Raw genomic sequence first — 15,008 nt, 5'->3', positions numbered from 1 at the left:
CGGTCGCCGGACTGCCGGCGGGCCCGCAACGCGACGGCCCGGGGCCATCCCCACGCGCACCCCGCACGCCGAACTCGTGGATACAGACGAGCGACGGCAGCGGGCGTTTAGCCGCCAGGGCGAGCGCCCGACGCAGGCCTAAACATCCGCTGCGCTTGCTCGTCTTGGACTGTACGCACTGGCACCGGCCTCCCGGCCCGTCTCCCCGACGCCGGAAGTCCCACCAGCCGCTTCGTCTCCATCGTGCAGATCTGGCGCTTGTCCTTGTCTGCCCCCTGCTCCGGGAGGTTCGCGATGCACCCATCTCCGACCACCCCGACGGCGCGCCCCGCGGTGCCGTCGACAAGGCATGGCGGGGCAACGGCGCCGACCTGCCGGACGACGGGCCGACTGGGCGGCCGGAACCGATTCGACAGTTCTTTCCTCCTCGACCCAACGCAATCATGAAAATCAAAAACACATCCTGCAAACACGATGCACACCCCCAACTCACGCCCATCGCCCAGGTCGTCCTGCAGGCCACCCTGCTGAGCGTCGCGCTCGCGGCCGGTACCGCACGCGCGGAGGACGAAGATGCCGGGGCCCAGTCCACCCAGGCAGCGGCCAGCGCCGAGCACGGGGAAAAGGACGAGGAGCAGGCCGCCACGGACTCAGCCGGGAAACAGGACGGCTCGGCGGCGATGCTGCCCACCCTCACCGTCACCGCCGACTCGGAGCCCGATGGCTCGGCCGCCAGCGGTTATCGGGTGAAGAGTTCCTCGATCGCCGGCTTCAGCGAGCAGGACATCCTCGATACGCCGTTCTCGGTCAAGGTGCTGCCGAGCGAGCTGATGAGGAACCACAACGTCAAGAGCATTTCCGACCTGGACAAGCTGGACGCCAGCGTGACCTCGTCGATCGCCAACCCCGGCTGGTACAGCTCGCCGTCCATCCGCGGCTTCGTCCTCGATAACACGGTCAACTTCCGCTACAACGGGCAGATGATGGTCAACCTGCAGTCCACCGGACTGGAGAACAAGGAGCGGGTCGAGGTTCTCAAGGGCCTGTCCGCCCTGCAGACCGGCTTCGCCGGTCCGGGCGGCCTGATCAACTACGTGACCAAGCGGCCCACGGCCGGCCCGCTCACCGAGATCAACTACTACGTCAACGAATTCGACAACACCCGGAGCCACGTCGACATCAGCCGCCGCACCGCCGACGGCCGCTTCGGCCTGCGGCTCAACGCCGTCACCGAGGAGGAGCGCTCCTACGTGCGCAGCGTCGACGGCGAGCGGCGCTTCTTCGCCCTGGCCGCCGACGCGCTGCTCACCCCCGACACCATCCTCGAGTTCGACGTCGAATACGAGCGCCGCGAGCAGAACGGCCAGCCCTTCCTGTCGCCCGACGTCAACGGCAAGCTGCCGTCGGGCTTCGATCCGCGCACCTTCCTCGGCCAGCGCTGGGCGCGCTACCCCACCGAATACACCATGGTGAGCGGCAAGCTGAAGCACCAGTTCAACGACGACTGGTCCTTCACCCTCGACGGCAACTGGTCGAAGCTGCGCCGCGAACAGAACATGATCTGGTCCCTCAGCGACATCCAGGACAACGGCGACAGCACGATGTTCCTGTATTACTCGCCGGACCAGGAAGCCAACCCGATCAACGCCCGCCTGACCGTCAACGGCCGCTTCGACACCGGCCCGCTCAACCACGAACTGGCCTTCGGCGGCATGATGCACCGCCTCAAGCAACGCTGGGGCAACGGCTTCTGGGGCGAGATCGGAAAAACCAATATCTACAATCCGGTATCGATCGCCGACCCCTCGCCCGACGCCCCCGACGCCCGACTGGCCCGCCGCGTCGAGGAGGACGGCATCTTCCTCTACGACGTGATCTCCCTCGGCGAATCCTGGAAGCTGCACCTGGGCGGCCGCTATTCCATGCGCAACGAGCGGACCTACAACACCGGCACCGGCGACCGGAAAGACCAATACAAGGAATACGTCTACACCCCGAGCTACGCGCTGGTCTACAAGCCGCAGTCGAACGTCTCGCTCTACGTGAGCTATATCGAGGGCCTGGAACAGGGCCGCACTGCGCCGGCCTGGACGAAGAACCGCAACGAACAGCTGAGCCCGCTGCTCAGCGAGCAGTGGGAGGCCGGCGTCAAGGTCGAGCTCGCCCGGGGCCTGAACTTCGACGCCGCACTGTTCCGCATCGAGAAGCCCGGCCAGTACATCAACTCCGACGATGTTCTCGTGAAGGATGGCGAGCAACGCCATCAGGGCCTGGAGCTGTCGCTCACCGGCAAGGCCTCGCCGGAGTGGACGATCTTCGCCAGCGCCATGTTCCTCGATGCCAGGCTCATGGACGGCAGCGAGGAGACCGATGAGAACCGTCCTTCCGACGTACCGGCCAGACGCTTCTCGGCGATCGCCGAATACAGCCCGCTGTGGCTCAACGGCTGGACCTTCACCGGCAGCTGGACGTACAACGGCGCCCGTCACGTCAACGAAGAAAACACCGGCGAATCCGCCGAGTCCTACGACGTGTTCGGCTTCGGCACCCGCTACGAGACCCAGATCGGCGCAGCCCACACCACGCTCCGCCTGAACCTCGACAACGTGTTCGACAAGAACTACTGGAGCCAGGCAGAAAGCTCCAACCTCGTGGCCGGCGCACCGCGCACGGCCAGCGCCAGCGTGAGCGTGAGGTTCTGACCGGACCGCGGGCCGCCAGCCGGCCCGCGCCCTCCAGATCCGGCAGCGCCCGCGCTGCCGGCCCCTCCTACTCCCTCCCCCGCTCCCCTTCCTGCCCGATCCGACAGACCCGCTACCCCGATGCCTGGGCGTGGCTTTCGCCATGGGCGACGGAAAGCCTCCGGGCGCCATCGGACAGCGCCCCGGCAAGGTCTGAAAGTTTTCTGGACTAAGGATCACCGCTACAGCGTTTTGGGCATGGCGGCTCTCGGCGCCCTCTCCCCGGCGGGGAGCAATCCGTGCATGGGGAATGGCGGGCACGCTGCGGGGTGCGAGAAAGGGAATCGGCGGGGATAAGAGCCGGCCCGCCACGCAGGTCTGCCACTTCGGGCCGGACGATCCCTTGCCCGAGAGGGACAGGAAACCGCCCGGCAATGGCGCGTCAGTCCTGCCGGTCGGACTGCAGTTGCGCCAGCAGATCGGAGACGAGCTTCGGCGCGCGGACGATGCGCAGATGGTCCGTCTCGATCCGGCAGTCGTGCCGGGCCCCGACGCCCAGCCACGCGGAGAAGCGGCGTATCTCCGCCTCCCCGCGCGCTGCGGACCACCAGGCCGTCACCGGCGCGCGAAGCGGCTCCGGAACGAACGGCGCCGCCGCGATCCGGGCCAGGGCACGCGCCGTCACGAACATCTCGACCAGCTCCTCGCTGGTCAGCATGCCGTACTCGTGCAGCTGTTCCCGGTCGACCCTGGAGAGCACCAGGTCGACGAGCGCCTCGAGCGAACCGGTCTCCTCGACACACGCCGCGAGCCTGTCGCGAACGGCTTCGTCGCGCAGCATGCCGTCGTGCAGGGACGCGGGCAGCAGGATCGCGAAGAAGCCCTTGAGATCGTCGACCAGGGAAGTCGCCGGCGCCTGCTCGGGAGCCTGTACATAGGGATCGACGACCCCGACGAATTGGACCTCCCGCCCCTCGCGCTCCAGCAGCCCCGCCACCAGGGGCGCGACGGCGCCGCCCAGCGACCAGCCGCAGATCCGGAACGGACCCTCGGGCTGGAACTCCTTGAGCGTCGCGGCATGCAGCCGCGCCAGGTCGAGCAGGTCCTGCGGCGCCTGCGCCCCCGCCCGGACGTGGCTGTACGGCACGCCCACCACCGTGCAGGCGCCCGCTAGGGACTTCGCCAGCCCGGTATAGTCCAGCACGCTGCCCCAGCCGTCGTGGATGAGAAACAACGGCGGGCGCGCGCCGAGCGCCGCGTTCAGGCGGACCGCCTTCACCGGCCCGCGGCGTGCGGCGAGCCAGGCGATGGTGGGATGGGCGTACAGATCCTTCAGGCCGAGCGGCACGCCGGGGAGGCGCTGGCGCATCTGCTGGATCGTGCGCAGCGCCAGCAGGGAATGCCCGCCCAGCTCGAAGAAGTTGTCGTGGCGACCCACGCGCCCGATGCCCAGCACCTCGGCCCAGATCGCCGCCAGCGCCTCCTCGACCGCCCCCTGCGGTGGCTCGTAGGCCCGCTCGCCCACCAGCTCCGGCGCGGGCAACGCCTTGCGGTCGACCTTGCCGTTGGCGTTCAGCGGCAGGGCCTCGAGCACCACCAGGGCGCCCGGCACCATGTAGTCCGGCAGCCCCCGGCCGAGCCGCTCGCGCAGCGTGCCGGCGTCGATGTCCCGTCCCGCCACGTAGCCCACCAGCCGCGCCCCGCCCGGCCCTTCCTGGGCCACCACCACCGCCTCGCGCACCTCCGGCTGGGCCAGCAGTTGCGCCTCGACCTCGCCCAGTTCGATGCGCAGGCCGCGGATCTTCACCTGGTGGTCGAGACGCCCCAGGTACTCCAGCTGGCCCTCCATGTTCCAGCGCACCAGGTCGCCGGTGCGGTACAGCCGCTCGCCCGTGCCGAACGGGTCGGCCACGAAGCGCTCAGCGGTCAGGCCGGGCCGGTTCAGATAGCCACGGCCCAGGCCGATGCCGCCTAGGTACAGCTCGCCGGCCACCCCCGGTGGCACTGGGCTCAGCGCCGCATCCAGCACCAGGGTGCGGATGCCGCTGATCGGCCGGCCGATCGGCACCAGGCTCTGCCCGTCGTCGCGGCAGGTCCACTGAGTCACATGGATGGCCGCCTCGGTCGGGCCGTAGAGGTTCTGCAGGCTCACGCCCTCCAGGCGCTCCAGCGCCTCGTGCTGGGTCGCCGCCGGCATCGCCTCTCCGCCGCAGATGACGTGCCTGAGGCGCGTCTCGGTTTCGATGCCCTCGTGCGCGAGGAAGGCCTGCAGCATCGAGGGCACGAAATTGAGGGTGGTGATCTGGTGCTGGCGGATCAATTCCACGATCCGTGCCGGGTCGCGCTGGTCGCCCGGCCTGGCCACCACCAGGGACACGCCGGCGGTCAGCGGCCAGAAGATTTCCCAGACCGAGACGTCGAAGCCGAACGGCGCCTTGTGCAGTACGGTGTCGGCCTCCGTCAGCTTGTAGGTCTCCTGCATCCAGAGCATGCAGCTGTAGAGCGAGCGGTGCCGGTTGGCCGCGCCCTTGGGCCGGCCGGTGGAGCCTGAGGTGTAGATCACGTAGACCAGGCTGTCGCCGTGCAGCGCGACCTGCGGGTCGTGTTCGGGCTCGCCGGCGAAGTCGAGGGTATCCAGCGCCAGCACGCTCAGCATTTGGCTGTCCGGAATGCGCTCGCCCAGATGGCTCTGGGTGAGCAGCAGGCCGATGCCGCTGTCCTCGACCATCCAGGCCAGGCGCTCGTCGGGATAGTCCGGGTCGAGCGGCACGTAGGCGCCGCCGGCCTTGAGGATGGCCAGAAGGCCCACGATCATCTCCACCGAACGCTCGACGAAGATCCCTACCCGGGTCTCGGGGGCGACACCCATCCCGATCAGCCGGTGCGCCAGGCGGTTGGCCCGGCGGTTGAGTTCGGCATAGCTCAGCCGGGTTTCGTCGAAGATCAGCGCCGTGGCCTGCGGCCGCTCGCGCACCCGCCGCTCGAACAGGCGGTGCACCGGCTCGGCGTTCGGATAGCAGCGCTCGTCCACGCCCCACTGGTGCAGTTGCGCCTGCTCGGCCGCATTCAGCAAGGCCAGGTCGCCGACCGCCTGTCCGGGTTGCTCGGCGAGCGCCTGCAGCACCGCCAGGTAGTGGCCCGCCAGCCGCTCGACGGTCTGCGCCTCGAACAGCTCCGCGGCATAGTTGAAGTGCGCCTGGACCTGCCCGTCGGAACGCTCGCTGGTGTCCAGCGTCAGCTCGAACTGTGCTGCCCGCTCGCCCAGCGCATAGTCCTCCAGGCCGAGTCCGGGCAACTGCTCCAGGGCCCGGAAGTCCTCGCGCAGATGGTTGAACATCACCTGGAACAGCGGATTGGCGCTCAGGCTGCGCTCGGGGTGCAGCGCCTCGACCAGTTGCTCGAAGGGCAGGTCCTGGTGCGCCTGGGCGCCCAGCGCCGCCTCCCGGGTCTGCGCCAGCACCTCGTCCAGACTCATGCGGCCGTGCATGCGATTGCGCAGCACCTGGGTGTTCACGAAGACCCCAACCAGGCCCTCGGTCTCTACCCGGTGGCGGTTGGCGATCGGCACGCCGACGCGGATGTCCGTCTGGCCGGTGTAGCGGTGCAGCAGCACCTGGAAGCCGGCCAGCAGCACCATGAACAGCGTCGCGCCCTCGGCCCGGGCGCGCTGGTGCAGACCCTGCACCAGCGCCGGCGGCAGCACGAAGCCATGCCGTGCCGCCCGATAGCGGCCGTCGGCGCGCCGCGGATGGTCGGCCGGCAACTGCAGCGCCGGGTGCTCGTCGCCCAGCTGCGCCTTCCAGTATTCGAGCTGCCGCTCCCGCTCGCCCGCCTCCAGCCAGTTCCGCTGCCATACCGCATAGTCGGCGTACTGGACCGCCAGCGCCGGCAGTTGCGGCGCCTCGCCGCGCAGGCAGGCCCGGTAGTGCGCGACGAACTCGTCGACGATGATCTTCAGCGACCACTCGTCCGACACGATGTGGTGCATCACCACCACCAGCACGTGCTCGTCGGCCGCCACGCGGATCAGCCCCACCCGCAGCAGCGGACCGCCGCTCAGGTCGAAGGGCGTGTCGCAGAGGCGCCGGGCCGTCTCCCGCAGCCGGACCTCGCGCTCGCCGGCGTCGCCCCCATCGAGTTCGATCGTCTCGATCCCGACCTCGGCGCCCTCGCGGACGAGCTGCTCGGCCACTCCCCCGGCATCGACCCGGAACAGGGTGCGCAGTGCCTCGTGGCGGGCCACCAGCGCCGCAAAGCTCGCCCTCAGCGCCTGCACATCCAGTTGCCCCTTGAGCCGCAGGGCGCCCGAGATGTGGTACGCCGTGCTCCCGGGGTCCAGTTGCCAGAGGAACCATTGCCGCGCCTGGGCGTGGGAAAGCGGACAGCGGCTCCAGAGCGAGGCGTCGCGGGCCAGCACGGGGAACTGACCGATGCCGAGCCCCTCGGCGCGGATCTTCCGGTAGACCGCGCGACGCTGCTCGGGCGTCAGCTGGGAAAAGCGCTCGGCGATGCGGTGGGTCAGTGCGTTGTCCATCAGGCGCTCTCCAGGCTGTCGATGAAGGCATCGATCTCCGAGAACGACTGCGCCATGGCGTCCTCCCGGGGTTGTTCGGCAAGCTGCGCGGCGAGCTCCTGCACGGTCGGGCGCCGGAACACGTCCTGCACCATCAGTTGCACATGCAGGGTGCGTTGCGCGCGGGCCGCCATTTGCACCGCCAGCAGGGAATGCCCGCCCAGCTCGAAGAAGTTGTCGTGGCGGCCCACCCGCTCGACGCCCAGCACCTCGGCCCAGATCGCCGCCAGCGCCTCTTCCGCCTCGCCCTGCGGCACCTCGTAGCCCCGCTCGCCGGCCTGCTCCGGCGCCGGCAGCGCCTTGCGGTCGACCTTGCCGTTGGCGTTCAGCGGCAGGGCCTCCAGCACCACCAGGGCGCCCGGCACCATGTAGTCCGGCAGCGTCCGGCCGAGCCGCTCGCGCAGCACATTGCCATCGAGGCCCTGTCCCGCCACATAGCCCACCAGCCGCGCCCCGCCCGGCCCCTCCTGGGCCACCACCACCGCCTCGCGCACCGCCGGCTGGGCCAGCAGTTGCGCCTCGATCTCGCCCAGCTCGATGCGCAGGCCGCGGATCTTCACCTGGTGGTCGAGACGTCCCAGGTACTCCAGCTGGCCCTCCATGTTCCAGCGCACCAGGTCGCCGCTGCGATAGAGCCGCTCGCCCGTGCCGAACGGATCGGCCACGAAGCGCTCGGCGCTCAGCCCGGGCCGGTTCAGGTAGCCGCGGCCCAGGCCGATGCCGCCCAGGTACAGCTCGCCGGCCACCCCCGGCGGCACCGGGTTCAGCGCCGCATCCAGCACATGGGTCTGGATGCCGCTGATCGGCCGGCCGATCGGCACCTGGCTCTGCCCGTCGGCGCGGCAGCTCCAGTGGGTGACGTCGATGGCCGCCTCGGTCGGGCCGTAGAGGTTGTACAGCGCCGCCTGCGGCAGGCGCCGGAACACCGCGTTCTGCGCCTCGGCCGGCAGCGCCTCGCCGCTGCAGAGGATGCGCGAGAGGCTGGTGCAGGCCTCGATGCCCTCGTGCGCCAGAAACGCCTGCAGCATCGAGGGCACGAAGTGCAGCGTGGTCACCCCGTAGCGGCCGATCGCCTCGACCAGCCGCCCCGGGTCGCGGTGCTCGCCCGGCCGGGCGACGGCCAGCCGCGCGCCGACCATCAGCGGCCAGAAGAACTCCCAGACCGAGACGTCGAAGCCGAACGGGGTCTTCTGCAAGACGGTGTCCGACGCGTCGAGCCGGTAGGCCTCCTGCATCCAGGCCAGCCGGTTGTACAGCGCGCGGTGCCGGTTGGCCGCACCCTTGGGCCGGCCGGTGGAGCCGGAGGTGTAGATCACGTAGGCGAGGTTGTCGCCGTGCAGCGCGACCTGCGGGTCGTATTCGGGCTCGCCGGCGAGGTCGAGGCTATCCAGCGCCAGCACGCTCAGCGTCTGGCTGGCGGGAAGGCGCCCGCCCAGATGGCGCTGGGCGAGCAGCAGGCCGATGCCGCTGGCCTCGACCATCCAGGCCAGGCGCTCGTCGGGGTGGTCCGGGTCGAGCGGCACGTAGGCGCCGCCGGCCTTGACGATGGCCAACAGGCCCACCACCATCTCGACCGAGCGCTCGACGAAGATCCCCACCCGCGTCTCGGGGGCGACGCCCAGGGCGATCAGCCGGTGCGCCAGGCGGTTGGCCCGGCGGTTGAGCTCGGCGTAGCTCAGCGCTTCGTCGCCGAAGACCAGCGCCGGCGCGTCCGGGCGCGCGCGCACCTGCCGCTCGAAGAGGCGGTGCACCGGCTCGGCGTCCGGGTGCTGCTGCGGGTTCTCGCTCCACTGGCGCAGCTGCGCCCGCTCGGCTTCGCTCAGGATATCGAGGTCGCCCAGGCACTGCTCCGCGTTCCCGGCCAGTGCAAGCAGCAGGCCGTGCAGGTGTCCGGCCAGTTCTCCGACCTGCGCGGACGAGAAGCACTGGCCCTGGAAGGCGTACTCGATGTCCAGGGTCTGGCCGAGATGCACCGTCAGGGTCATCGGGTAGTTGGTTTCCTCGCGGCTCTCGCGCATGGCGAAGCGCAGCTGGCGGTCGCCCGCCTGGCGCAGCGCCTCGTCCACCGGGTAGTTCTCGAACACCACGATGCTGTCGAACAGGCCCTGGCCGCCGACGCCGGCCCAGCGCTGGATCTCGAACAGCGGCGTGTGCTCGTGCTCCCGCGAGGAGGTGTTCTGCGCCTGCAGATCGCGCAGCCACTGGCCGATGCGCTGCTGCGGCTGCGCTGCCGCGACGACCGGGAGGGTGTTGATGAACAGGCCCAGCATCTGCTCGGCCCCGGGCAGGTCCACCGGCCGGCCGGCGGTCGTCGCCCCGAAGCACACCACCTCCTGTCCGGTGTAGCGCTGCAGCAGCAAGGCCCAGGCGGCCTGCACCAGGGTATTGACGGTCACCCGCTGGGTCCTTGCGAACTCCGCCAGGCGTGCGGTCTCGGCGCTGTCGAACACCTGACGGTGGAGCAGATGGCCCTCGCCGCCCGCGGGCTGGCGCAGTGCGGCGGCCAGTCGGGTGGGCTCGTCGATGGCCGCCGTCAGGCTGCGCCAGTAGTGTTCCGAAGCGGCAAGGTTCCGCGCCTGCAGCCAGGCGATGTAGTCACGGAAGCGACCGCCCTGCGCCGGCGCGGGCAGCCCCGCGTAGGCTCCGAGCACCTCCGCCAGCAGGCGCGAGGTGCTCCAGCCGTCGAGCAGCAGGTGGTGGCGGGTCCAGACGAGGTGATGCCGGTCGGTCGCGGTCCGCACCAGCACCAGCCGCATCAGGGGCGGGGCGGCCAGATCGAAGCCGCGCTCGAGTTCGGCCCGGGCCAGGGCGTCGAGCGCCTGCGCCTGGTCGGCGCGCCCGCACCAGTCCTGCATCGCCAGCGGCACCCCCAGCGATCGGGCGACCCACTGCAGCGGGCGCTCGCCCTGCACGAAGCCGGTGCGCAGCACCTCGTGGCGGTCGAACAGCGCCTGCCAGGCCGCCTTGAAGCGGACCGGATCGAGGCCGTCGATGTCGATGCGCAGCTGGTTGACGTAGGCGGTGCCGCTCGGCTCGTAGGTGCTGTGGAAGAGCATGCCCAGTTGCATCGGCGAGAGCGGATAGAGGTCCGCCAGGTTCTCCAGCGCCACGGGCAGCCGGTCGAGCTGCGCCTGGCTGGCGCCCGCCAGCGGGAAGTCGGCGGGCGTGATGCCGGTGGCTCCGCCGGTGCAGTGCTCGATCAGTTCCTCCAGTTCCCGCTGGAAGCCTTCGGCGAGACGCCGCACCGTCGCCTCGTCGTGGATCGCCGAGCTGTAGGTCCAGCGCACGCGCAGGCTGCCGCGGTGCATCAGCGCGCCGACTTCCAGCCAGGTGCGCCGCCGGGCGGACGGCGCACGCTCTTCGCCGGCGCTCTCGCGCGCCAGGCGCCAGAGCGCATCGGCGGCGAAGCTCTGGTCGAGCTGGCCCAGGTAGTTGAAGGTCACCTGCGGGTAGGCGCCTTCGGCCAGCGCCCGTCCCTCCGCACTCAGGTAGCGCAGTACGCCGTAGCCCAGCCCCTTGTTCGGCACCCGGCGCAGCTGCTCCTTGACCGCCTTGATGCTGGCGCCCGGATCGCCCGCGCCCGGCTGCAGGCGCACCGGGAACAGGCTGGTGAACCAGCCCACCGTCCGCGACAGGTCGAGGCTGTCGTCCGGCGCCTCGCGGCCATGGCCTTCCAGCTCGACCAGCACGCTGTCGCGGCCGTCCCAGGTGCACAGGGTGCGGGCCAGCGCGGTGAGCAGGATGTCGTTGATCTGGGTCCGGTAGGCCTGCGGCACCTCGCTCAGCAGGCGCTCGGTGAAGTCCTCGTCGAGGGTGACTTCGACGCTGCGGGCGTCGGCCATGCGGTTGCTGCCCCCGGCGACGCCGGGCAGGTCGGGCTCGCGCGTGCCGGCCAGCGCCTGCCAGTACGGCAGTTCGGCCCTGAGCGCCTCGCTCCGGGCGTACTCGCCCAGCGCCCGCGACCAGGCGGCGAGCGATGTCGTCTTCGCCGGCAGCTCCAGCTGGCGGTAGGCGGTCTGCAGGTCCTCGAGCAGCACCCGCCAGGAGACGCCGTCGACCACCAGGTGATGGGCCACCAGCAGGAGCCGTCCGGAACGGCCCGGCCCCAGGTCCATCCATACGGCCTTGAAGGGTTGCGTCAGGCTCAGGCTGCGCTGGGCGGCGTCGGCGGCCCGGCCGATGGCCTCGGCCACCTGCGGCTCGCCGCCGAGGTCGACGCGCTCGAAGCAGCTCGCCCCCTGCGCCGCCGCGCAGCGCTGCCGCCAGGCGCCCTGCTGTTCGTCGAAGCGCAGGCGCAGCGCGTCGTGATGGGCGACCACCTGCTCCACGGCCTGGCGCAGCCGCACCGTGTCCACGGCCTCGGTGGCGGTCAGCAGCAGCGACTGGTTCCAGTGCTGCGGCGCCTCGAAGCGCTGTTCGAAGAACCAGCGCTGCACCGGCAACAGCTCGAAGGCCTCGCCTGCGGCCTCCTCCCGGGCCGGGGCCGGCGCCGCGCTTTCCGCGAGCGCGGTGACCGCGCCGAGCGCGGCGACGGTCTGCAGCTCCATCAACTGCTTGGGCGTGAACCTGAGGCCGCGCTTTCTGGCCCGCGCGATGATCTGCAGGGTGAGGATGGAGTCGCCGCCGAGCTCGAAGAAGTTGTCGTGGCGACCGACGCGCTCCACGCGCAGCACCTGCGCCCAGATCTCCGCCAGCGCCTGCTCGACCTCGCCCCGGGGTGCCTCGTGGCGCGTCGCTTCGGCCTTTTCCGGCTCGGGCAGGGCCTTGCGGTCGACCTTGCCGTTGGCCGTCAGCGGCAGGACTTCGAGCTGCACGATCGCCGCGGGCACCATGTAGTCGGGCAGCGTCCGCGCCAGCTCCTCGCGCAGCAGGGCGACATCGACCGGCGCGCCGCCACGGGACACCACATAGCCATGCAGCTGGGTGCGTCCGTCCTCGCTGTCCCGGGCGACGACCTCCGCCTCGGCGATGCCGGGGTGCGCCTGCAGCGCCTGCGCCACCTCGCGCAGCTCTACCCGGTAGCCGCGCACTTTCACCTGGTCGTCCACCCGGCCCAGGAATTCCAGGCTGCCGTCGTCCAGCAGCCGCACCCGGTCCCCGGTGCGGTACAGGCGCTCGCCCGCTGCGAACGGGCTGGCGACGAAGCGCTCGGCGGTCTGCGCCGCACGCCCCTGGTAGCCGCGCGCCACGCCGGCGCCGCCCAGGTACAGCTCGCCGGCCACGCCCTGCGGCAGCGGATTGAGCTCGGGATCGAGGACCAGCGCCCGGAGGTTGGCCAGCGGCCGGCCGAGCGGCAGCGTCGCGGCGCCGCGCCTGGCGCTCTCGGCCGGCTGGGTCAGCACGCCGACGGTGGTCTCGGTCGGCCCGTAGTGGTTGAGCACGCGGCACTGCGGCTGCAGTTCGCGGACCCGCTCGAGCAACGGCCAGTGGGTCGCCTCGCCGCCGACCACCAGCGCGTGGCGGGGCAGCACGGCGGCCGGGTCGGCCGCCTGCAGCAGCGCCTGCAGATGGCTGGGCACGATCTTCAGCACGTCGATGCGCTGCTCGCTCATGTAGCGGCCGAAGCGGTCCGGGTCGAAGGCCCGCTCGGCGTCGATCAGGTGCAGGGTGCGTCCGCTGCACAGCGCGCCGAAGAAGCTCGTGTGCCCCAGGTCCGCGGCGACGGTCGAGACCATCGCCATGTTGCCGGCCAGCTCGGGCAGATCGAGCCGGGCCAGCACCGCCTGCACGTAGTTGGCCAGCGCGCCGCGGCTGACCACCACGCCCTTGGGCTGGCCGGTGGAGCCGGAGGTGTAGATGACATAGGCCGCCTGCTGGGCATGCGGCCCGGGCAGCGCGACCGGATCGTCCCCGGCGGCCTGATCCCCGGCGGCCTGGTCCCCGGCGGCCCGGAAGCCCAGCTCGAGCACCGGCACCGCCGGTTGCCAGGCCGGCGCGCGGGCGGCCAGCAGCCAGCGCACGCCACTGTCGGCCAGTTGATAGGCCAGGCGTTCGGCGGGCAGCTGCGGATCGAGCGGCACGTAGGCCGCGCCGGCCTTGAGCGCCGCCAGCACGCCGAGGACGAACTCGCAGGAGCGTTCGGCGTGGATGCCGACCCGGGTTTCCGGGCCCGCGCCCTCGGCGATCAGCCGCGCCGCCAGGCACTCGGCATGGGCGTCCAGCTCGGCGTAGGTGAAGCAGCGCTCCTCACTGCGCACGGCCACGCCCTGCGGGGCGCGGGCCACGGCATCCGCCCACAGGTCGATCACGTCGGCGCGCGGAAAGCGGGTCCGCGGGCCGTGCAGGTCCGCCAGCGGGCCGGGGAGCGCCAGCTCGGCGAGCGTGCCCTCAGGCCGGGCGACCACCTGCTCGGCGAGGACCTGGAAGGCCTGGGCGAAACGGGCGACGGTCGAGGCGTCGAACAGCGCCGCCGCATAGGCCAGGACGGCCTGGATGCCGCGCGGCTGGTCGGTGAAGTCCAGGCTCAGGTCGAAGTGGGCGTGCCCGCCCGACAGGCCCTCTAGGCCGACCTCCAGGCCGGCCACGCTGCGCGTCGCCGGCAGCGCGTCCTGCTGCGTGCACTTCACCTGGAACAGCGGGTGCAGGCCGGGCTGCCGCTCGGGCTGCAGGGCCTCGACCAGCAGGTCGAAGGGCAGGTCGGGATGCGCCTGCGCATCGAGCACCGTCTCGCGCACCGCGGCCAGCAGCGCGCGGAAGCTCCCGGTGGGCTCGAGCCGGGTGCGCAGCACCTGCACGTTGGTCAGGTAGCCGATCAGCCCGCGGGTTTCCGCGCGCTGCCGGTTGGCGATCGGTGCGCCGACCCGCAGGTCGCTCTGGCCGCCGAAGCGGTAGAGGGTCAGCTTGAGCAGCGCCAGCATCACCATGAACAGGGAGGCGTTCTGCGTGCGCGCCAGCGTGCGCAGGCCATCGCTCAGCGCGGCCGGCAGGCGGAACTCGTGGCGCCCCTCCTGCGAGTCGGGCGACAGGCCGCGCGGCCGGTCCAGGGGCAGCGCCGTGGGCGGATGCTCGCTGCCCAGACGGGCGCACCAGTACGCCAGCTGACGCTCGCGCTCGCCCGCCTCGAACCAGTTGCGCTGCCAGAGCGCATAGTCGGCGAACTGGATCGGCAGCGGCGCGAGCTGCGCCGGACGCCCGGCGCAGGCGGCCTCGTAGAGGGCGAAGAGTTCCTCGAACAGCACCTGGATCGAGCCGCCGTCGCCGGCGATGTGGTGCAGCGACAGGCCGAGGACGTGCTTGTCGTCGGCGAGCCGCCACAGGGCGGCCCGCAGCGGCGGCTCGGCGTCGAGCTGGAACGGCGTCTGCGCGAAGAGCCGCTGCAGGCGCCGCGCCTCCCCCAGCCGCGCCTCGACCGGCATGGCCCGCAGGTCGGTGAGCGGAGCCGCGATCGCCACCCCGGCGAGAATCCGCTGCTCCGGCTCGCCGTCGTCGCGCGCGGGATAGAGCGTGCGCAGGACTTCGTGCCGTTCGACCAGAACCTGCAGCGCGGACTCCAGCGCGCCGACGTCGAGAACGCCCTCGAGGTGGAGCGCCCCGGGCATGTTGTAGGCCGGGCTCGCCGGGTCCAGCCGCCAGGTCAGCCACAGGCTGCGCTGGGCGTAGGACAGCGGCAGCGGGCCGCCGCGCTCGGCCGGCACTATGGGCAGTTCGGCGAAGCTGAGACCGGCGTCCTGGAGCTTCGCAAGGAATCCGCGCCGCGACTCGGGCGCCAGAGCGGCAAAACGCCGGGCAATCTGCTGATCGTCAAGTGCCATGAG

The 15,008-nt window shown here is 71.2% G+C and carries 3 protein-coding genes; 1 reads left to right on the top strand and 2 read right to left on the bottom strand.

The window, feature by feature from the left end:
* The first annotated feature begins 443 nt into the window (after positions 1-443).
* Entirely contained in the window at positions 444-2,702 is a 2,259-nt protein-coding gene (locus GCU53_RS13675) for a TonB-dependent siderophore receptor (protein ID WP_152388108.1), read from the top strand.
* Between the two features lie 421 nt (positions 2,703-3,123).
* Here GCU53_RS13675 and GCU53_RS13670 read toward each other — a convergent pair whose 3' ends face one another.
* Complete coding sequence (locus GCU53_RS13670; protein WP_152388107.1) at positions 3,124-7,215, bottom strand: non-ribosomal peptide synthetase; 4,092 nt, start codon at positions 7,213-7,215, stop codon at positions 3,124-3,126.
* On the bottom strand, positions 7,215-15,005 hold the full coding sequence (locus GCU53_RS13665) for a non-ribosomal peptide synthetase (RefSeq protein WP_152388106.1): 7,791 nt from the start codon (positions 15,003-15,005) through the stop codon (positions 7,215-7,217). The genes GCU53_RS13670 and GCU53_RS13665 overlap by 1 nt, the downstream gene beginning before the upstream one ends.
* Between the last annotated feature and the right edge of the window lie 3 nt (positions 15,006-15,008).

The organism is Azotobacter salinestris (assembly GCF_009363155.1).
Classification (GTDB): domain Bacteria; phylum Pseudomonadota; class Gammaproteobacteria; order Pseudomonadales; family Pseudomonadaceae; genus Azotobacter; species Azotobacter salinestris.
The sequence above is the reverse complement of the archived record's forward strand: the minus strand, read 5'-3'. Positions and strand labels throughout refer to the sequence as shown.